Genomic DNA, 19787 nt, shown 5'->3' on the forward strand with positions numbered 1-19787 from the left:
ATGTTGACGGCTGAAAGGACGCCGGCGCCTCGCCGTCATGCTCGCCCTTGCGGCGAGCATCCACGTCTTGAACACCGCACTCGTCGAAGGAAGACGTGGATGGTCGGGACGAGCCCGACCATGACGAGGAGGGGGCAGGCCTGTGGCCTCGTCACTCCATCGACATCGGCGCGAGGTCGATGAACCAGCTCTTGGGCTGGACCACGCCCTTGACCTTGGCGCTCATCGCGCGCGGGCCGACATCGTGCGCCACCCAGACGAAGGGCGCTTCCTCGACGATGCGGGCATGGAGCTTGGCCAGCGCCGCGTCGCGCGCCGTGCCATCGAAGGAGGTGCGGGCGTCGGCGATCAGCTTGTCGAACTCGTCATTGCCGAAATAGCCCCAGTTGTTGGAGACCGGCGGGAAGGTCTTGGTCGAGACGAAGCGGACCATGGCGAAGAACGGGTCCATCGCCGCATAGGTGACATTGGTGGCGTTGGCGCCGCGGGCATTGGCGTGCTTGGCGCCCTCGCGCCAGTTGGTGAAGACCGCGTTCCACTCGCCGACCTCGAGCGCGACGTCGAAGTAGCAGTCCTTCAGGGCCTGCTGCATGAACTCGTTCATCGGCAGCGGCTGCATCTGGCCGGAGCCCGAGGCCGAGGTCAGCACCTTGACCTTCGCCGGCTTGGAGGCCGAGAAGCCGGCTTCGGTCATCAGCTTCCTGGCGGCATCGAGATCGTATTTGATCTCGAATTTCGGATTGCCCCACCAGGGATGGCCGGGCGGCACCGTGCCCTTCGGCACCTCCATCAGTCCGCCGAGCAGCGTCTTCAGCTCCTCGCGATTGACGCAGAGATTGGCGGCATGACGCACCTTCTTGTCGAGCCAGACCGAGCCCTCGGCGAAGGAGAGCTGCCAGGGCCAGACATGCGGCTGGGCGTTGGTGTAGACCTTGAAGCCGCGGCTCTGGATCTGCGGCACGGCGTCGGGCGCCGGCGCCTCGATCCAGTCGACCTGGCCGGAAAGCAGGGCAGCGGTGCGGGCATTCGCCTCCGGCAGCGGCAGCAGGACGACCCGGTCGACCTTCGGCGTGCGCGCCTTGTCCCAATAGTCCTTGTTGGCCACCATCTCGAAGCGCTCGCGCGGCACGAGGCGCGTGCCCTTGAACGGGCCGGTGCCGGACGGGTCGGCCGAGAAGGCGACCCAGGCCTGCTTGGAGCGCTCGGCGGCATCGGTCACCGAGGCGGGCACGGCGGCGAGCTTGGCGGCCCAGTGCGCCGGCGAAGCCATGTAGAGATTGGTCAGGTTGATCGGCAGGAAGGCGTCGGGCTCTGAGGTGGTGAGCTCGACGGTGAGCGGATCGATCGCCTTGGCCGCCTTGAGGGTCGGCATGCGCGAGACGGTGACGCCCACCTGATCGGCAGCAAAATGCGCTGCCTCTTTGTTGAGCACCTTTTCGACATTCCAGACCACTGCAGCGGCATCGAAGGCCGCGCCATCCTGGAACTTCACGCCAGGCCTGAGCTTGAACACCCATTTGGTCTTGTCGCCGGCATCGACCGCCCATTCGGTGGCGAGGCCGGGGATGACGACGCTGGCCTTGTCGGATGAGGACAGGTCCCAGTTGGTCAGCCCGTCATACATCGGAATGCCGGTGAAGCGGTTGCCCTCAAAGCCCTGGTCCGGCTGGCCATGGGTGCGCGGGATATCGGCGGCGGTCATGCCGATGCGCAGGACTTTCTCCTGCGCCAGCGCGGCACCCGCGAGCGCGGTCGAGAACCCCAGCGCCAGCATGACGGCGCGCGTGATGGAAGTGGATGACATGACGGTGCTCCCCTCGAGGCCCGGCGTTGGTTCGCACGGATCGGGGAGGGACTAGCAACGGGCATGCCATTGCCCGGATGGCCGCGACGAGCAAAGAGAAAGAAGGCGTTCGCCGCAGCCCGAAACCAACCTGAAGCATCTCTTCGGAATGTCCGCTGCGGGGACCCGTACCAAGGTTCGCTATTGGCGCATGCCGTCTGCGAAACCGATCTGCGGTATTTTTCGTCCGTTATGGAGTCAGAACGACGTGTCCGAGACAGGCGTCTTGCGCTTGGGCACGCGCTTCGGCAGCCGCCGCGAGCGGGAAGGTGCAATCCACGATAACGTCGAGTTCCCCTCTGGCCGCCCGGTACAGCATTGTGGAAACCGTTTGATAGACACCCGGCTGTTCGAACGGCGTCCCCATGTACACACCGAGGAGCGACTGGTTTCTGTAAAGCGCAGGCCAGAGATCGAGTTGAGGGTTTGATCCACCAGCGTTGCCGACTAAAGCCCGTCGTCCCTCGGGCCGTAGCACAGCCAGGGAAGTCCGCAGGGGCGCGCCGACGAATATCCTCAGCAGCCTCGTCGATGTCGACATGACCTGGCGACATCGTCAGTGTTCTCTTCGGGGATGGCGAGCCGCGACATCAGCTCCGCCGTCTCGCAACGCATCTCGCCGCTTCTCGCCATCCCGGTTTGGTCAGCCAGCGGCGCTCGGCACCGGCGTGTTGAGCAGCTGCTGCTCCCACAGGAACGCGATGCCGCTGCCGGCCATATGATCCTTGAGGAGCTCAACGAATGCAGCGCCGGTCTCGGTTCGCGCATGATCGCGCTGCCATTCGGACGCAAGCGCCAGCCATGTCATCATGTTGCAGCCAGCCGCGATCATGCGCTGGATCGCCACCTGATGGGCCTCGACCGACACAGCGCCGCAGGCGTCCGTGATCACCGTCACATCCCAACCTTCGCCGGCAGCCTGAATCGCGGGCATTGCGACGCAGATCTCCGTGTACAGGCCTGCGATGATCAGCTGCTTGCGCCCGGTCGCCTTGACCGCGTCCACGACCTTCCGGTCCTCCCAGGTGTTGATCAATGTCCGGTCGATCACCTCCTGGCCTGGGAAGACGTCGGTGATCTGCGGGAAGATGAGACCGCCTCGGTCAGCGATCACGCTCGTGAGAATGGTCGGGACACGAAAGGTCTTGGCGGCCTTGGCCAGAGCTGCCGCATTGTTGACCGCCATATGCGGGTCGTGGCTGTTCAGGTTCGTGAGCTGGAAAGGCTGGTGGTCGATCAGGACGAGGACAGAATCGTCTGGGCGAAGAAGCGACTTCAGGCCGTTGCGAAAGGTCATGACTATCCTTTTCTGATGTCGTCGGTGAGCTCAGCGTGTTCCGAGGCGATTCCTTCGGAGCACGCCGCCTTGTTCTGCCGTTCCCTCAAGCGTTACGGTAGTGCCGCTGAGCGCGAAGCTGTGTCGCATAAATAGGAACGCGGACTTGGAAATCGAGGATCTGCAGACATTCGTCGAGATTGCGGATGCCGGGGGCGTTTCGGCTGCCGCGCGCCGGCTTGGCATCTCCAAATCCATCGTCAGCCGACGACTGATCCGCCTCGAAGCAGATGTCGGCGTGCAGCTTGTCGCGCGAACCACCCGCGGCGCTGCGCTGACGGAAGCCGGGGCGTTGTTCCGGGATTATGCAGCCAGGGCTTGCCTCGAGATCGATACCGCCAGGGAAACGATCGTGCCGGACGGCGACCTGCGCGGCCGTCTGCGGATCGCCATGCCGCTCACATTCGGCCCGACGCATTTTACGCCCATGCTCGCGGAGATGTCGCGACGGCACCCGCAACTCCACATCCACGCTTCCTACAGCGATCGCTTTGTCGATCTCGTCGCGGAAGGCTTCGATTGCGCGATCCGGGTTGGCACCCTCCGGGATTCTAATCTGGTCGCCAGGCGCGTCGGGCCGATCCAAGGAACGCTGGTCGCAAGCCCGGACTATATCAAGGTCCATGGTTCACCTGAGACGCCGGATGATCTCCTTTCCCATCAAGCCCTGATGCAGGGTACCGAAGCCTGGCGGTTCATGGACGGCGACGAGATCGTCGTCGTGCAGCCCAGAGGACATTTCAAGGCCGATAACGGCACGGCGCTCGCCGTCGCCGCGGTGGCAGGACTGGGCATCGCCCGCCTTCCCGACTGCATTATCTACGAGCATGTGGCCTCCGGTGCGCTTGTTCCGGTCATGCCTCGCTACCCGCTGCCACCATCAGGCGCCTACGTCGTGCGCCCACCGGGCCAGCATCCCGAACGGAAGATTCGAGTCCTCACCGAATTGCTGATCGAGTTGCTCGAACACGATCCGCGCTTTGGGGGAGCGCGTCGCTAGCAGGTGAGCCGCGGAGGCCTCGCATCGGTCCTCTGCGTTCCGCTTTTCGCGACACAGCTGGACGCGTTTCGCGGCTAGTCGCGAGAGCGGCGGCTCGCTAGGTCGACCGTCCGTAGAGGCCGCAGCCAGGAGCGACGCGCATGAGTTGGAACCCAGCCATCGAACCGGGCTGCCCCGACGAGGTCGGCATCGACGCGATCGAGACCCTGATCGTTCCGCGCGCCCGGGACCTCGGTGGCTTCGAGGTCCGGCGCGCCTTGCCGGCGCCGAAGCGGCAGATGGTCGGGCCGTTCATCTTCTTCGACCAGGCCGGGCCGGCTGAGCTGTTGACCGGCCAGGGTATCGACGTCCGGCCGCACCCGCATATCGGTCTTGGCACCGTAACCTACCTGTTCCGCGGCGATTTCCATCATCGGGACAGTACCGGGGCCGACCAGATCATCCGCCCCGGCGCGCTGAACTGGATGGTCGCCGGGCGCGGCGTCTCCCATTCGGAGCGTACCTCCGCAGCCAGCCGAAGCGGGCCGAACAGCCTGTTCGGCATCCAGACCTGGGTGGCCTTGCCCGAAAGCCATGAGGACATCGCGCCTACCTTCGAGCATCACGGCAAGGAGGCGTTGCCGGTCATTGAGGACCGCGGCGTCTCCGTCAGGCTCATCCTTGGACACGCCTATGGCGAGCGCGCGCCGGCGACGATGTTCTCGGAGACGTTCTACGCCGATGTCGGGCTCGAAGCGGGAAGCCGGCTGCCGATGCCGGACAATCACGAGGACAGGGGCATCTACATCGTCGAGGGCTCGATCTCGATCGCAGGCCAGGAATACGAGGCTCCCCAGATGATGGTCTTCCGCCCCCGCGACAGGATCACTGTCGCGGCCGGCGCCAGGGGCGCGCGGCTGATGATCCTCGGCGGCGCCACTCTGGGCGGACCACGTTACATCTGGTGGAACTTCGTCGCCTCCTCCAAGGAGCGCATCGAGGAAGCCAAGGCCGAGTGGCGCGCGCAGAACTGGGGCAAGGGACGCTTCGACCTCCCGGTCGACGACCGGGACGAGCACATTCCTCTCCCGGATTGAACCACGTTCTCCTCCCGAATGCGACCCTAGAGGTCTATCCCGGCTGATCGCGCGGGCTCGCCGAGACCGAGATCGAACGTTTCAACGCCGCTGTCCTGGGCTTCATTCGTGCCTGAGTGCGCCTGCATTCCCTGAAAGGAAAAACCATGTCCGCGCTCATCGTGGCGGCCGCAAAACACTATTCGACGAAGCGAACGATGGTTCCTGGCTTCACCATCTGCGCCAATTCCTCGGCGTCCCAATTCGTGAGGCGGATGCAGCCATGCGAGGAGGCCTTACTAATTCGGGATGGCTCTGGCGTGCCATGAATGCCGAAGGTCGGCTTCGAGAGCTCGATCCAGATCGTACCGACCGGATTATTGGGCCCCTTCGGCAGCACCAGCCGGCGCTTGTTCTTGCCCTGCTGGAAATTCTTGACCGGGTCATAGTGGTAAGTGGGGTTTCCCACCACGCGAACGACCTGATGTTCGCCGTCCGGCGAGGGGCTGTCGTCGCTGCCGATGGTGGCAGGATAGCTCGCAATCGTCTTTCCTGTCGCGTCGAGAGCGCGCACCACACCGAGTGTTTTGTCGGCCTCGATCAGCTTCACATCGATGGGCGGACGCGCTTGCCCTAGTGAGATGACATGCAGCGTTTCGCCGCGTTTGCGATAGCGAGCCCCCCGATTGAGTGCCTTCAACAGACCCTCGCTCATATGGAACCGCTCGGCGAACATTTCGCCGGGTGTCTTGTAGCCGAGGCGCTTCATGCGCGCCTGGCGAGCATAGTCGTGAGGTATCCGCCTGGAGAAGACGTATCGGGTATCCTCCCGGGTCAGGCTGTAGTTGGATACGATGTCCGCGCTGGTGCCGCCACCTAACGCTTTCCACGTCGCTGCATCGATGTTCTCACCATCGCCGAGATTTTCGCGGCGGCGGAACTGGCTGACCGCTTTGCGGTAGTTATCGCCGTCCATGCCGTCGATCTCGCCGGGCGAGATACCTTGGCGCGCCAGCAGGACCTGCGTCTTCACAATCGATGCGCTCGGTCGGACCAGCTTGCGCTTCGGTGGGGCGGGAGGGGCGGCATTGTTGACCTCATCAACGGTAAGCGCTTGCGCGTTTCCGATCGCGAACGCCAGGAAACAGCATATCAAGCCAGCCCGGAGTCTGAGAGGTTCAAGCACGAGCACCAGGCCCTTTCGCGGGAAATGTGCATCGCAAACGCGGCGCAGCATCCTGGGGTTCCGCGGCGATTCTTTTGGGATAGGGCAGCTCGCTCGTTGCAGATCTTCCAAGCGAGCAGGGAGCCTGCACTGCTCCCATCAGCAAACAGACGGCAGCGAACTCCTGGAGAATGCCTGCAGCTTCGGTCTTGAAGCCAGCTCACGGCCAGGGCCGCGTATCGCGACCGGACGCATGACCACAAGCTGCGTCACTCCTCGTTCAAGGGACTGCGCGACAAGGCAGACGAGGCGAAGGTTTAGCGGCTCGGCCGATGTCGGCTTCTGACACATTGCGGGCTTAGTGGAAGCCATCTACCGTTGGTTGTGTCATTGCCGGGAGACGTGCCAGTGCGTTCGATCAGAATTGCTGCGGCACTGGTTCTGAGCTTCTTTCCTGGGCATCTGTTGGCGTGCGAAGTTGCGATCCGGGATGCCAAAGCCGCGATTGCTGCAATCACCGCAGTATTCGAACCTTACCGGGAACGATGCCATTACGAAAACGAGGGCATCCAGTGCCTCGTCAAGGATCGGTCTCTATCAACCAGTTCGGTTGCCGTGCCCGGTTATGTGCCTGGATACTTGGCCGTGCTGAGCGCATCCGCCAGCCAAAAGGCGGACAAGGACAGTTTGGCCAGGATCTTCATAGCCCATCTTGCTGATCGTTCCCCGAATAAGGACATCAGATCGCGCTTGGCTCGGGCATTCGAAACAGGGGAAGAGCTGAAATTTTCAGGAGAGGGCTGCTCGATTTGGGCCCGCACACAAGACGGCTTGATGGAGGTTTCCATGGCGGGGCCGATGGTCCGCTAGTGGCCCATTGTGGACATCTGGAGTGTCCGCAACGGGCCATCGCCGCAGTTCAGGACATGCGGATCGGCTGAAGAGCTTCGCCCCCGCGCAAAGAAGGCATGCCTCGAGCTTGCGCCGAGGCATGCGACCTTGGGCTCCGTGGAGCTAGGCCACACCTCGCCTCAGCGGAATAGGGCGAGCGACTTGGACAGGGTGATCCAGACGCCCCAGGCGATGGGAATGGCGACGACGGCCCAAGCCAGCGCGGCCGCAGCGTCGAAGCCGCCCTTGCCGATACCGAAGGATCCGTAATGCGTCGTCGCATTGGCATTGGCGCTCTTGGCCTGCAACGCGGCGATTTCGGCATCCTTCATGAACCAGCGCGTCGCCACCGGACGGACCAGCAGGTTGCAGATGAAGCCGAGCACCAGGAAGCCGGCGAGGATGTACATCGTCCGGTCATAGACCTGCGCCCGCGGCACGCCGGCGGCGATCTGTGCCTCGCGGATATAGTTCACCACGACCGGACCGACGATGCCGGCCGTCGACCAGGCGGTCAGCAGCCTGCCATGGATCGCGCCGACGAACTGGGTGCCGAACATGTCGGCGAGATAGGCGGGCACGGTGGCGAAGCCGCCGCCATACATCGACAGGATGACGCAGAAGAAGGTGACGAACAGCGCCAGCGACCCGGCATGGGCCGCCCAGGGCGAAAGCGCATAAAGCGCAATGCCGAGGACAAAGAAGGTCGCATAGGTCAGCTTGCGGCCGAGCTTGTCCGAGAGCGAGGCCCAGAAGAAGCGACCGCCGATGTTGAACAGCGAGAGCAGGCCGACGAAGGCCGCCGCGATGGTGGCGACCTGCACCTTCTGCTGGGCGTCGAGCGCGGCGAAGCCGATCTCTGGCCTGCCGATCAGCGATCCCGCGAAGATCTCCTGCAGCATCGGCGAAGCCATGCCGAGCACGCCGATGCCGGCGGAGACATTGAGGCAGAGCACCGACCAGATCAGCCAGAACTGCGGGGTCTTGTGCGCATCCTTGAGATGGACGTGGCCTGAGGTGATCATCGCGTTCTGCGTCGCCGACGGGGTCCAGCCTTCCGGGCGCCAGTTGGCCGGCGGGATGCGGTAGCCGAACGTGCCGGCCATCATGAAGACGAAGTAGATGCCGGCCATCACGACGAAGGTTTGCCAGACGCCGACCGAGGTCGGGGTCCTGAAATAGTTCATCAGCATGTCGGCGAGCGGCGAGCCGATCATCGCGCCGCCGCCAAAGCCCATGATCGCCATGCCGGTCGCCATGCCGCGCCGATCCGGGAACCATTTCACCAGGGTCGAGACCGGCGAGATGTAACCAAGACCGAGGCCGATGCCGCCGATGACACCGGAGCCGAGCCACATCAGCCAGAGTTGGTGGGTGTAGATCCCGAAAGCCGAGATCAGCAGGCCGCCGCACCAGCACATCGTCGAGACAAAAGCGGCCTTGCGCGGGCCGACCCGTTCGAGCCAGCCGCCCCAGATGGCCGCGGACGAGCCGAGCAGCACGAAGAACAGCGTGTAGATCCAGCCGAGATCGGCGACCTTCCAGTCACAGCTCGTGGTGAACAACGAGCTGATCAAGCCGACATCGGCCGCGCAGGCGACGGGCTTGCTGATGCCGATAGCCTGGCCGAGTGGCAGCCAGAACACGCTGAAGCCATAGGCCATGCCGATGCACAGATGGATGCAGAGCGCTGCCGGCGGCACCAGCCAGCGGTTGAAGCCTGCTTTCGCGATGGTGCGCTCGCGATCGAGAATCCCGGCAGCCGTGCCGCCCTCGTCAAAGGTCCCTGTCGCAGTGGACATGAATCGTTCCTCCTGGCCGCCGATCCCGGCAGCTCCTCAGTTTCTGGTTCTGGTTGATTGGAATGGCCGCTGCGCTCAGGCGCCGGCCCTGTCACGCACGGCCCGATGGCCCGCATGACGAAACGCCCCCGTTCGGCTCCCCCTATCGCTCGATCGATCTTGCCGATCAGAGCGCAAGGGTCATGCCGAGAGCGTCTGCCTAATATTTTCAAACAGTTATGGTTCTAAACGATATAGGTCTTGGACATTTTGTCCAACCTGCCGGACAAAATGTCCGGGCTAAAGCGACTGCGGCAACCAGATCGCGAAGCGTGTGCCGCCCCCCGGCTCGCTTTCTGCACTGATCGCCCCGCCCTGGCGCAGGATCAGTTTCTGGCTGATCGACAGGCCCAGCCCCGTGCCTTCCCGGCTCTTGGTGGTGAAGAAGGGATCGAAGATGCGCGCCAGCGTCTCGGCGTCCATGCCGATGCCAGTATCGGCGACCTCGATCACGATGCCGGGCGTGCCGTGCCGCTCCTCGTCAAAATCGCGCAGCGTCAGGGTGCCGCCGGACGGCATGGCATGAATCGCGTTGACGATCAGGTTGACCAGCACCTGCAGGAGTTCGGTGCGGTTCATCAGGACGAGGCCGGTGGCGCGATGGTCCTCGACGATGTCGATCTCGGCCCGGTTGAGCAGATGCTGGACCAGCGGCAGGCAATGCTCGATCACCTCGCGCGGTGCGTGGCGCTCGACATAGCCGGCGAATTCCTCCGGCCGTGCGAATTGCAGCAGGCGGGTGACGATGTCCTCGATGCGATGGATCTGCTCGTCGATCAACCGGAACTCTGTGCTGGCGAGCTGCACCTGGCTGCCGAGCACCTGCCGGACCACGTCGAGATTGCCCTGGATCACCGCGACCGGATTGTTGATCTCATGGGCGACGCCGGCGGTGATCTCGCCGATCGCCGCAAGCTTCTCCGACATGATCAGCTGCTTGGTGGTGAGTTCCAGCTCCTTGTTGGCTGCCTCCAGCTCGCTTGTCCGCTCGGCGACGCGCTTGTTCAGCTCCTCGTTCCAGCCGCGCAATTGCCGGTCGCGCGCCTGCAACCGGTCGAGCAGCTCGTCGAGATGGGTCGCGACACGGCCGATCTCGTCGCGCGCCGCGGGCAGGCTGGTGCGGGCGTCGAGATCACCCCCTTCGACCCTCGAGATCGTGTCGGTCATCTGCTCCAGCGGCTTGAAGATCGCCCGGGCCCAGCGCAGGAAAATCGGCACGCTGAGGGCCGTAACGAGCAGGAAGGCGCCGACGATCGTCGCCAGCGTGATCAGCTTCTCCTGCCGGAACGGCGTCTCGAGGAAGCCGACATAGAGCATGCCGACGCGCCTGCCATAACTGTCGCTGATCGGCTCATAGGCCGAGATGTACCAGTCGTTGACGACGAAGGCGGAGTCGAGCCAGGTCCGCCCGTCGCCCAGCACTGTCTGCCGCACGGCGGCCGAAACGCGCGTTCCCAAGGCGCGCCGCCCCTCGAACAGGCGGACATTGGTGCTGATGCGGACATCGTCGAGGAAGAGCGTCGCGGTGCCCTGGCTGCCTTCCGGTAGGCTCGCCTGGCGATAGACGAGGTCGTTGATCGTATCGATGAAGACGAGATTCTGGTTGAGCAGGATGCCGCCGACAAGCACTGCGCGGCGCCCGTCCGCGAGCTGGACCGGGCTCGCCGAATGCACGACCATGCCTCGCGTCTCGGCCGCCTTCTCGGTCGGCACGGCATTGGCTGTCGGGACCAGCTCGACCCTGGCGCGCTCGGCGAGCGCCGGCGAAATCGCGGCAAGCTCAGCGGCGCTGAAGATATCGACCGCCGTTGACGGCGTCCCGGCCATGGCGGAGACGATGACCGGCCAGTCCCTGCGCGAGTGCGCCTCGTTGGTCTGAGGCGCCGTGGCGAGCAGCTTGCCGTCGTCTTCGAGGAGGTTCAGGAAATCAAGGCCGAGTTCCTTGCGACTCGACTCCAGCCAGTCAGCCAGCTTGGTCGTGGCGTTCTCGGCCGCGACGCTCCGGAATGCCGCCGAGTCGCCGAGTGCGCGGACATGGTCGCTGGTGTTCTCAAGGATGCGGGCGAAATACTGATGCGCGATGGTGAGGTCGCCATTGACCTTGGTGATCAGCAGTGCGTCGAACTTGGTGTTGAGGCGCCCGATGACGAGCGCCAGCAGCAGCGGCACGACGACGAGGAACGGCAGCAGCGCGATCGCCAGCAGGCGGTAGCGGACCGAGCGCCCGCGCCGGGCTGGCGCCTGGATGACGGCGTCAGACATTCCAGGCCGCGCACTTCCTGTCGATGGTCTTGCGCGAGACGCCGAGCCGCCTGGCCGCGTCGTTGCGGTCGCCCCCCGTCTCCTGCAGCATAGCGAGGATATGCCGGCGCTCGACCTCGTCGAGGCTTTCCTCTGCACCGGATTGCTGCGTCGCCCGGCCGCCGAAATCCTGCGGGAACTTGCCGAGGATCAGCGTGCGCTCGATCAGGTTGCGCAGCTCGCGCACATTGCCAGGCCACCGGTAGCGCGCCAGCGCAGCGCGTATCCCGGCATCGATCGGCACCTGCGGCATTTTCAGCTGCTGCGACAGCCGGCGCATGAACAGCGTCGCCAGCTCCTGCACGTCGTCGCCGCGGTCGCGGAGCGGCGGGAGCTGCAGCTGCATCACGTTGATCCGGTAGAACAGATCGGCCCGGAAACGCCCACGCCTGACATCGGCTTCGAGCTCTGCATTGGTCGCGAAGACGAAGCGCAGGTCGATCGGCACCTCGCGCTCGGAACCGAGTGGCCGGACGCGCTTGTCCTCCAGCACACGCAGGAGCTTGCTCTGCGTCGCCGGCGGTAGTTCGCCGATCTCATCGAGGAAGAGCGTGCCGCCACGTGCGTGCAGGAAAAGCCCTTCGCGCGAGGCGTTGGCGCCGGTGAAGGCACCCTTCATATGGCCGAACAGCTCGCTCTCGATCATGTCCGCCGGAATCGCGGCGCAGTTCACCGGCACGAAGGGCTTGTCGGCGCGGTCGGACAGGGCATGCAGAGAACGGGCCGCGACCTCCTTTCCGGTGCCGGATTCGCCGGTGATCAGCACCGAGGATGGCAGCGGCGCGACGCGCGCGATGGTCTCGCGGACATGGGCGATGACATTCGAGTTTCCGATCAGCCTGTCGCGCAGCAGGATGTGATCCGAGGTCGAGCGCAATTCGTGCCTGAGCACGATGTTCTCGCGCTGGAGCCGGACCCGGTCGAGACAGCGCGCGACCGCGTTGAGGATCTGGTTCGAGCGGAACGGCTTCAAGACGAAATCGACGACGCCGGCCCTCAGCGCCTGGATCGCCGTATCGAGATCGGCATAGGCGGTGATCAGGATGACATCGGAGAAGAAGCCGGTGGCGCGCTGTTCGGCCAGCCAGTCGACGCCGTTCTTGCGCGGCATGATGTTGTCGAGGATGACGACGTCGAAATGCTGGGCGTCGAGCTTGCGCGCAGCTTCGTCGACATCGGCCGCCTCCTCGATCCGCTTGCAGCGCGGCCCGAGGATACGCAGCAGGAAGTTGCGCATTCCTGGCTCGTCGTCGACGACGAGGATCGAGGCTTGCGCCAGCCATGGGCCGAATTCCGGATCCTGCAAGGCCAGGGCAGGGGCCCTCTCCACGTCAATCGCCACGTTTCCCGACCTGAAGTCCGATTCTTGCTTTCTGGCGCTGTCTGTACAGCGCGGAGCATGGATCATCGAGCCGGATGCGTGGCGATGCAACCAGTTGCATATTCAGCCTGGGAAAGGCGCGCCTGGATGTTTCGAAATTCCGCGTCCTTCCCAACGCATCTCCGAGAGACGTCGCGTCGGCAGGATGGCTTTCCCAGGCCAAACTTGGAGACAATGCAGCGCATCGAAGAGACTGGTCGCGACGTTGGCACCCTCAGTCGGGAGGCTTGTCGGGCAAATCATCTTGGCGATCGACCCTGCGCTCACGCGAAATCTTCAACCTCTCGTCGTGCCGATCTCGAGTAGGACGACTTCGCAGGTCTTCTCCAGAGCCGTCGGGCAACGTTCGACGCCATGCGGCACAATGATGAACTCGCCTTCTGCGATGATCTCGTCGCGGTCGCGGAACTTCATCAGCAAGCGCCCCTTGTGCACGAAGAACACCTCGTCCTCGCGGCTGTTGAAATGCCAGCCAACCTCGCCCTCGAACTTGGCAAGCTTGATCTGGAGATTGTTGACGCCTGCAGCGACCTGAGGGGGCCAGCTATCGGAAAAACGGCCGAAGGCGCTGTTCAGGTTCTCCTTGTGAAACGGCGAGATGTGCCTGTTCAGCGTCGCGACGTCGCGGATGATCGTAGCAAGCTGGCTCGGCACATCCGTGCCGAGGGCCGGATACTTTCCGTCGAGGGCGGCCGTGCCGATCGTGAAGCCAGCCGCCCCTGCCTCCTTCAAAGCCGAGATGCGGCCCGGCGTGTCGATCGATCCGGCCACATAGACAGGCTTCGCCACCGCCGAGCAGACGGCTTCGATGAGCGCCGGAACATTCTCATGGGAACGATAGGCCAGCAGATCGAGCCCGTGCACGCCGTCGCGTGCAGCCAACGCCCTCGCGCTGGCGACGATGTCGTCGATGCTGCCCTCCAGGACACTCGGATGCCCGGAGATCGTGCCGGGGAACGGGCAGTACTGGATCGTCGTGCCCGCGATGATCGGCAGCACGTCGTCGACCCTCGTGCCACCGAGCAGAACGTCGATGCCGATCTCGACCGCGGCCTTCGCCGATGCGATCTCGCTGTCGCGATCGAGCGAAACCACCTCCAGATAAGCGGTCGCGCCACCAGCCTTGATCGCTGTCTTGAGGGCCTTCAGCTCCTCGAGCGGCAGGCCGATATCCTTGAAACCGATATGCCGAACGCCGAGCGCCAGAGCCGTCCGAAGCTGGTCCAGCGCATCGCTGACCGTCCGGTCGTTCCGCGTGAGCATGAAAATGAAGCGAAGGCCCATCAGAACACCTGTTCCGTTCCGTTTGTCCAGGCTGCGCGGCCATGAGCCGTCATGCATCCGCGAGTATGCTGGCTCAGTCTGCGAGTTTAGCAACCGCTGTACGCTTGGCGGGGCTGCAGCCGGCGCTCTTTGAGCGGATCGGAGGCCCGCCCTATCAAGGGGCTGGTCTCCTTTTCGTTCACAGGGCCGGTCCTCGATGAACTCTCACGTTTCCGCTGGCAGCCACACCATGGCCTCGGTTGGCATAGGACAGCCCGTGCCGCGCCAGGAGGATGCGATCCTCGTGCAAGGGCGCGGACGCTATACAGACGACCTGAACCTCGAGAGACAACTCTTCGCGGCTTTTGTCCGCAGTCCTCATGCGCATGGCCATCTGCGGGCCGTGGATACGGCAGAGGCGCGATCGATGAAGGGCGTTGTCGCGATCTACACCGCGGCGGACCTCGACGGCCACGGCTACAACGCGATCGTGACGCCGATCGCTGTGCCAGGCCGCGATGGCGCGGCGATGAGAAGGCCCCAGCGGGCGGCGCTCGCGGCCGACAAGGTCCGCTTCGTCGGCGACCCGGTTGCGATGGTGGTCGCCCGCACCGCCGATCAGGCCCGCAACGCTGCCGAGACGATCAGGCTCGACATCGACGTCCTGCCTGCCGTCACCGATGCCGAGCAGGCGCTAAGGACCGACGCCCCGCTACTTTATGATGATGTCGCCGGCAATCTGATCGTCGATTTCCAGTCCGGCGACGGCGAGAAGGTCGCTGCGGCCTTCGCCGAAGCCGCGCACATCGCCCGGGTGCGGATCGTCAACAACCGTGTCGTGGTCAACCCGATCGAGCCACGCAGCGCCATTGCGAGCTTTGATGGCAAGTCGAAGCGCTACACGCTGCAGGCTCCAAGCCAGGGCGCCTTCGGCATGCGCAACAACCTGGCCGCGGCCATGGGGGTGAAGCCGGCCGAGATGCATCTGGTGACAGGTCATGTCGGCGGCTCGTTCGGCATGAAGGCCTCCGTGTTTCCCGAATACGTCGTTCTCCTCCACGCAGCCCGCATGTTGAAGCGGCCGGTCAAATGGACCGATCAACGATCCGAGAGCTTCGTCTCGGATCATCATGGGCGCGACATGGTTTTCGAGGCCGAGCTGGCCCTCGACGCGCGCGGTCGCTTCCTCGCCACGCGCTTCACCGGCGTCGCCAACATGGGCGCCTATCTCACTCCCGTCGGAGCCATGATGCCGACGGCGAACATCGGGAAGAACTCCGTCGGCATGTATCGGACACCGCTCGTCGAGGTCCGGACGCGTTGTGCGGTGACGAACACCCCGCCGATCGGCGCCTATCGCGGCGCGGGGCGCCCGGAGGGCAACTACTTCATGGAGCGCCTGATCGATACGGCCGCCCGCGATATGGGCGTCGACAGCGCGAGCCTGCGGCGGCGCAACCTGATCCCGCCTGCCAAGCTGCCCTGGGCCACGCCGGTCGGGACGGTCTACGACAGCGGCGATTTCCCGGCGCTGTTCGAGCGAGCCCTCGAGGCATCGGATTGGAAGGGATATGCCGCGCGATTGAGGGCGAGCCGGAAGGCGGGCTTGCTGCGCGGGCGCGGCATCGGCTGCTATCTCGAGGTGACCGCGCCACCGACGAACGAGATGGGCGGGATCCATTTCGAACCGGACGGGAGCGTGAGCATCGTCACCGGCACGCTCGACTACGGTCAGGGACATTGGACACCCTTCGCCCAGCTGCTCACCAGCCAGCTCGGCGTTCCCTTCGAGCGGATCCGGCTCGTCCAGGGTGACAGCGATCGGCTGATTGCCGGCGGCGGCACGGGCGGCTCGAAATCGCTCATGGCGAGCGGCTCGGCGATCATCGAGGCGAGCGAGCTGGTCATCGAAAAGGGCAAGCTGCTCGCCGGTCATTTCCTCGAGACCAATGCCGCCGATATCGAGTTCGCGAACGGCCGGTTCACCATCATCGGTACCGACCGCTCGATCGAGATCATGGACATCGCGGCCAGGCTGCATGGTGGTGCCGCGCTCACGCCGGACCTGCCGCAATCGCTCGACGTCGATCATGTCTTCAAGTCCGCGCCCTCGGCCTATCCCAATGGCTGTCACGTCGCCGAGGTCGAGATTGATCCGGAGACCGGGCATGTCGAGGTCGCGCGGTACGTCATGATCAATGACTTCGGAACCGTCGTGAACCCGATGATCGTCGAGGGCCAACTCCATGGCGGCGTTGTCCAGGGCATCGGGCAAGCGCTGTTCGAGAGGACGGTGTTTGATGACAGCGGGCAGCTCATGACGGGGTCCTATATGGACTACGCCTTGCCTCGGGCGGCGGATGTCCCCTTCTTCTCATTCGCGAACCGGGGCGTGCCGACGCTGAACAATCGCGTCGGCGCCAAAGGATGCGGCGAAGCGGGCTGCGCCGGCTCCCTGCCGTCGGTCATGAACGCAGTCGTCGATGCCCTGGCGCCATATGGCATCACGCATCTGGACATGCCTGCGACACCTCAGGCGGTCTGGCGGGCAATCCGGTCCGGACGGACCGGATCCGACCAGGACAGCTCGTCGGCCACGGCCGCTTGACGCCGTCCCCATGCAAGGCAAGCCCGCCGCTTCGGCTGAACGAGACGGTGGCACGGCTCAGCGCCCTCCCACCAAGCTTGCAGCGGTTACGGTCGGCCGGTCTCAGCTCAGGCCGGCCTTCTGCATGAATGCTCCCAGCCGTGAAGTGGTCGCGCCGCCGGCGAGTTCGGCCGGGCTACCGCGCTCAGCCAGCTTGCCGGCCTCCATGAACCAGATCTCGTCCGCGACCTCGCGGGCAAAGCCGATCTCATGCGTGACGCAGATCATGGTCATGCCGCCGGCCGCGAGCCGCTTCATCGCGGCCAGCACCTCGCCGACCATTTCAGGATCGAGCGCCGAAGTCGGCTCGTCGAACAGCATCACCTGCGGGTCCATCGCCAGCGAGCGGGCGATGGCGACGCGCTGGCGCTGGCCGCCGGAGAGCATGCCGGGCATTTCGTTCGCCTTCTCGGTCAGGCCGACGCGGGCGAGCTCCTCCATGGCGCGTTCACGTGCCGCCGCCTTGGGCATGCCCCGTAACTTGGTCAGGCCAAGCGTGATGTTGCCGATCGCCGTGAGATGCGGGAACAGGTTGTAGGCCTGGAAGACGAAGCCGACGCGCTGGCGCAGCCGGTTGATGTCGAGGCCGCGGGCGGCGATGTCGGCGCCATCGACCAGCACCCGCCCGGCCTGGATGCGCTCCAGACGTGTCACGGTGCGGATCAGGGTCGACTTGCCCGAGCCGGACGGGCCGACCAGCACCTTGACCTCGCCGCGCCGGACCTCGCCGGAGACATCCGCGAGCACCTGCAGCGGCCCGAACCATTTGTCGACGTTCTCGAAGCGGATCATCGCTGCCTCATGCCGCGACCAGGACACCGGGCGCGCCGCCACGGCCAGCTGAGATGCGCCGTTCGATCAGCCGCGCCAGCGAGGTCAGCGCAAAGCAGAGCGCGAAATAGGTCAGCGCCAGGATGCCATAGACCTCGAAAGGCTGGGTCAGCAGGACATTGTTGACCTGGGCTGCCGCGAAGGTCAGCTCATGGGCGCTGATGACGTAGCCGAGCGAGGTCTCCTTGATGGTCGAGACGAACTGGCTGACCATGCTCGGCAGCATGTTGTGCAGCGCCTGCGGCAGCACGATTTTGATCGTCGTCGGCCAGTAGCGCAGGCCGAGCGAGGTCGCCGCCTCAGTCTGGCCCTTGGGCAGGCCCTCGATGCCGGCTCGGATGATCTCGGAGAGATAGGCGGCTTCGTAGACGACGAGCGCGATCACCAGCGTCTCGACCCCGCCGACCGCCCGGCCGATGATCAGCGGCGAGAAGAAATAGGTCCAGAAGATGAACATGATCAGCGGCAGGCCGCGCACCGTGTGCACGATCGCGGTGGCCGGCAGGCGCAGCCAGCGATAGGGGCTGAGGCGGGCAAGCGCCAGGCCGATCGCGAAGGGAAAGCACAGCGCCAGCGAGAGCGCAGCCATGAACAGCGTCATGGCGAGCCCGCCGATCGGCCCGTGCGGATACTGTCCGACCAGGAAGAGCAGCCAGTTGTTTTCGAGGATTTCGAGCATCAGCGCGTCTCGAGCTTGAGGCGCTGGCCGGACCAGCTGCCGAGCGCCATGATGCCGAAGGAGATGGTGAGGTAGATCGCGGTGGCGACCGCGAAGGCCTCGAAGGTCTTGAAGGTGTAGCTCTCGACCTCACGCGTCCGGTAGGTCAGCTCGCCGACGCCGATCGCCATGGCGAGACTGGTGTTCTTGAACAGCAGCAGGGTCTGGTTGATCAGTGGCGGCACGGCGATGCGCATCGCCTGCGGCAGCACGATGTAGCCCATGGCTCCGAGATAGCCGAAGCCGATCGAACGGGCGGCCTCGTACTGCGCCTTCGGGATCGAACGGATGCCGCTGCGGATGTCTTCCGCGACGTAGGCGGCCGCGGCGAGACCGAGCGCGATCGCCGCCAGCAGGAACTCGCCGTGATGGGCGTTGATCCATTGCCGGGCCGGACGCGGCAGCAGCGAGGGCACGCCGAAATACCAGACGAAGATCTGGACCAGCAGCGGCACGTTGCGGTGGTACTCGACATAGAGCGCCACGAACCAGCCGAGCGGCGGGAACGGGATCATCCGGACCAGCGTCAGGATGATCCCCATCGCCATGGCGAGGCACCAGGCGACCGCCGTCAGCGCCAACGTGGTGGCGATGCCGATCAGGAACCAGTCGAGATATTTCCCGCTCAGCACGCTGCCGAGATCGAAGACGTAGCCCATCGACCGGCTCCCCCGGTTCTAAGTCAGGCGATCAGCTCTTGATCTCTTCGACCTTGTAGTCGCGCTTGATGTTGAAGGCGGTGCCTTCGCCCAGCCACTTGTTGAAGATCGTGTCGATCTCGCCAGAGCTGACGAGCTTGGTCAGGACGCCGTTGACCTGCTCCTTGAAGGCAACCTCGCCCTTGCGCAGGCCGAGGCCCCAGGGCTCGACGAAGAGCGACTTCTCGATCACCAGCATCGGCACCTTCGATTGCTTGGCGAGCTTCACCAGGATGAGCTCGGAGCCGCAGAAGGCGTCGACCTTGTCCTGCGCCAGCGCCAGGAAGGCCGAGGAGGTGTCCTGGAAGGTCACGGTCTCCGCCGTCGGGATCAGCCGGCGCACGCCCTGCTCGGAGGACGAGCCCTTGATCGCGGTGACCTTCTTGCCGGCCAGCCCCTCCAGCGTCGTGATGCCGGAGTCCTTGGTCGTCAGCAGCTTCTGCTGGCTGACGAAATAGGAATGGGAGAAGTCGATCTGCTGGGCGCGCTCCGGCGTATAGCCGAGATTGGCGGCGAGGATGTCGACGCGGCCCTGCAGCAGCTCAGGGATGCGCGCCTCGACCGCGATGCCCTTGAGCTCCAGCGAAACGCCGAGCGCGTCGGCGACCTTCTGGCAGATGTCGACGTCGTAGCCGACGATCTGTCGGGTCTGCGGGTGCTGGAAGGAGAACGGCTCGGCGGTGCCGAGCGTGCCGCAGATCAGCTTGCCGCGCGCCTTGATGTCGGCGAGCTGGTCTGCCTGGGCGGTGCCAGAGATGCCGGCGGCGAGGGCGGCCGCAAGGCCGAGAACCGAAAAGAGCTTCATCGTCATCCCCTT

The 19787-nt window shown here is 64.7% G+C and carries 15 protein-coding genes; 4 read left to right on the top strand and 11 right to left on the bottom strand.

Annotated features, from left to right (window positions below; genetic code table 11):
• Positions 1-151: 151 nt before the first annotated feature.
• Both AC07O0_RS25210 and AC07O0_RS25215 read right to left on the bottom strand, forming a co-directional pair.
• Complete coding sequence (locus AC07O0_RS25210) at positions 152-1804, bottom strand: ABC transporter substrate-binding protein (RefSeq protein WP_494626796.1); 1653 nt, start codon at positions 1802-1804, stop codon at positions 152-154.
• A gap of 682 nt (positions 1805-2486) precedes the next feature.
• Positions 2487-3140, bottom strand: a complete 654-nt coding sequence (locus tag AC07O0_RS25215; RefSeq protein WP_494626798.1) for an isochorismatase family protein — start codon at positions 3138-3140, stop codon at positions 2487-2489.
• A 145-nt stretch (positions 3141-3285) separates the two neighbouring features.
• Here AC07O0_RS25215 and AC07O0_RS25220 point away from each other — a divergent pair, with 145 nt between their 5' ends.
• A complete protein-coding gene (locus tag AC07O0_RS25220) occupies positions 3286-4179 on the top strand; it encodes a LysR family transcriptional regulator (protein ID WP_494626800.1) in 894 nt (297 codons plus the stop codon).
• Between the two features lie 140 nt (positions 4180-4319).
• Positions 4320-5255, top strand: a complete 936-nt coding sequence (locus tag AC07O0_RS25225; protein WP_494626802.1) for a pirin family protein — start codon at positions 4320-4322, stop codon at positions 5253-5255.
• Positions 5256-5433: 178 nt separating this feature from the next.
• Here AC07O0_RS25225 and AC07O0_RS25230 read toward each other — a convergent pair whose 3' ends face one another.
• A complete protein-coding gene (locus tag AC07O0_RS25230; protein ID WP_494626804.1) occupies positions 5434-6471 on the bottom strand; it encodes a L,D-transpeptidase family protein in 1038 nt (345 codons plus the stop codon).
• A gap of 336 nt (positions 6472-6807) precedes the next feature.
• Here AC07O0_RS25230 and AC07O0_RS25235 point away from each other — a divergent pair, with 336 nt between their 5' ends.
• The gene (locus tag AC07O0_RS25235; RefSeq protein WP_494626806.1) at positions 6808-7269 is read left to right on the top strand and encodes a hypothetical protein; all 462 of its coding nucleotides are present in this window, start codon (positions 6808-6810) and stop codon (positions 7267-7269) included.
• A gap of 161 nt (positions 7270-7430) precedes the next feature.
• Here AC07O0_RS25235 and AC07O0_RS25240 read toward each other — a convergent pair whose 3' ends face one another.
• The 4 genes from AC07O0_RS25240 to AC07O0_RS25255 all read right to left on the bottom strand — a co-directional run bounded on the left by AC07O0_RS25240 (position 7431) and on the right by AC07O0_RS25255 (position 14076).
• Complete coding sequence (locus AC07O0_RS25240) at positions 7431-9092, bottom strand: OFA family MFS transporter (RefSeq protein WP_494626808.1); 1662 nt, start codon at positions 9090-9092, stop codon at positions 7431-7433.
• Between the two features lie 279 nt (positions 9093-9371).
• Entirely contained in the window at positions 9372-11393 is a 2022-nt protein-coding gene (locus tag AC07O0_RS25245) for a sensor histidine kinase (RefSeq protein WP_494626810.1), read from the bottom strand.
• Entirely contained in the window at positions 11386-12762 is a 1377-nt protein-coding gene (locus AC07O0_RS25250; RefSeq protein ID WP_494626812.1) for a sigma-54-dependent transcriptional regulator, read from the bottom strand. Before AC07O0_RS25250 ends, AC07O0_RS25245 begins: the two co-directional genes overlap by 8 nt.
• A gap of 327 nt (positions 12763-13089) precedes the next feature.
• Positions 13090-14076 (bottom strand): cupin domain-containing protein, encoded by a 987-nt coding sequence (locus AC07O0_RS25255; protein WP_494626814.1) that lies wholly within the window; start codon positions 14074-14076, stop codon positions 13090-13092.
• A gap of 217 nt (positions 14077-14293) precedes the next feature.
• Between AC07O0_RS25255 and AC07O0_RS25260 the strand changes: the two genes are divergently transcribed.
• Positions 14294-16684, top strand: coding sequence for a xanthine dehydrogenase family protein molybdopterin-binding subunit (locus AC07O0_RS25260; RefSeq protein WP_494626816.1), 2391 nt, complete (start codon positions 14294-14296; stop codon positions 16682-16684).
• Positions 16685-16786: 102 nt separating this feature from the next.
• On the opposite strand, the gene AC07O0_RS25265 is transcribed toward AC07O0_RS25260, so the two are convergent.
• From AC07O0_RS25265 to AC07O0_RS25280, 4 genes are read right to left on the bottom strand one after another with little or no spacing between them, the layout of a single operon-like run.
• A complete protein-coding gene (locus AC07O0_RS25265) occupies positions 16787-17515 on the bottom strand; it encodes an amino acid ABC transporter ATP-binding protein (RefSeq protein ID WP_494626818.1) in 729 nt (242 codons plus the stop codon).
• 7 nt (positions 17516-17522) lie between these two features.
• On the bottom strand, positions 17523-18233 hold the full coding sequence (locus AC07O0_RS25270) for an amino acid ABC transporter permease (RefSeq protein WP_494626820.1): 711 nt from the start codon (positions 18231-18233) through the stop codon (positions 17523-17525).
• A complete protein-coding gene (locus tag AC07O0_RS25275) occupies positions 18233-18931 on the bottom strand; it encodes an amino acid ABC transporter permease (protein ID WP_494626822.1) in 699 nt (232 codons plus the stop codon). The genes AC07O0_RS25270 and AC07O0_RS25275 overlap by 1 nt, the downstream gene beginning before the upstream one ends.
• Positions 18932-18962: 31 nt before the next feature.
• Positions 18963-19775, bottom strand: coding sequence for an ABC transporter substrate-binding protein (locus AC07O0_RS25280; RefSeq protein ID WP_494626823.1), 813 nt, complete (start codon positions 19773-19775; stop codon positions 18963-18965).
• Positions 19776-19787 lie beyond the last annotated feature (12 nt).

Source organism: Allobosea sp. GW821-FHT10B12, assembly GCF_059415545.1.

Coding starts and splice junctions, on each gene's coding strand:
- AC07O0_RS25210 (WP_494626796.1), bottom strand. CDS start 1,804: ATGTCATCCACTTCCATCACGCGCGCCGTCATGCTGGCGCTGGGGTTC.
- AC07O0_RS25215 (WP_494626798.1), bottom strand. CDS start 3,140: ATGACCTTTCGCAACGGCCTGAAGTCGCTTCTTCGCCCAGACGATTCT.
- AC07O0_RS25225 (WP_494626802.1), top strand. CDS start 4,320: ATGAGTTGGAACCCAGCCATCGAACCGGGCTGCCCCGACGAGGTCGGC.
- AC07O0_RS25230 (WP_494626804.1), bottom strand. CDS start 6,471: ATGCTGCGCCGCGTTTGCGATGCACATTTCCCGCGAAAGGGCCTGGTG.
- AC07O0_RS25240 (WP_494626808.1), bottom strand. CDS start 9,092: ATGTCCACTGCGACAGGGACCTTTGACGAGGGCGGCACGGCTGCCGGG.
- AC07O0_RS25245 (WP_494626810.1), bottom strand. CDS start 11,393: ATGTCTGACGCCGTCATCCAGGCGCCAGCCCGGCGCGGGCGCTCGGTC.
- AC07O0_RS25255 (WP_494626814.1), bottom strand. CDS start 14,076: ATGCTCACGCGGAACGACCGGACGGTCAGCGATGCGCTGGACCAGCTT.
- AC07O0_RS25260 (WP_494626816.1), top strand. CDS start 14,294: ATGAACTCTCACGTTTCCGCTGGCAGCCACACCATGGCCTCGGTTGGC.
- AC07O0_RS25265 (WP_494626818.1), bottom strand. CDS start 17,515: ATGATCCGCTTCGAGAACGTCGACAAATGGTTCGGGCCGCTGCAGGTG.
- AC07O0_RS25270 (WP_494626820.1), bottom strand. CDS start 18,233: ATGCTCGAAATCCTCGAAAACAACTGGCTGCTCTTCCTGGTCGGACAG.
- AC07O0_RS25275 (WP_494626822.1), bottom strand. CDS start 18,931: ATGGGCTACGTCTTCGATCTCGGCAGCGTGCTGAGCGGGAAATATCTC.
- AC07O0_RS25280 (WP_494626823.1), bottom strand. CDS start 19,775: ATGAAGCTCTTTTCGGTTCTCGGCCTTGCGGCCGCCCTCGCCGCCGGC.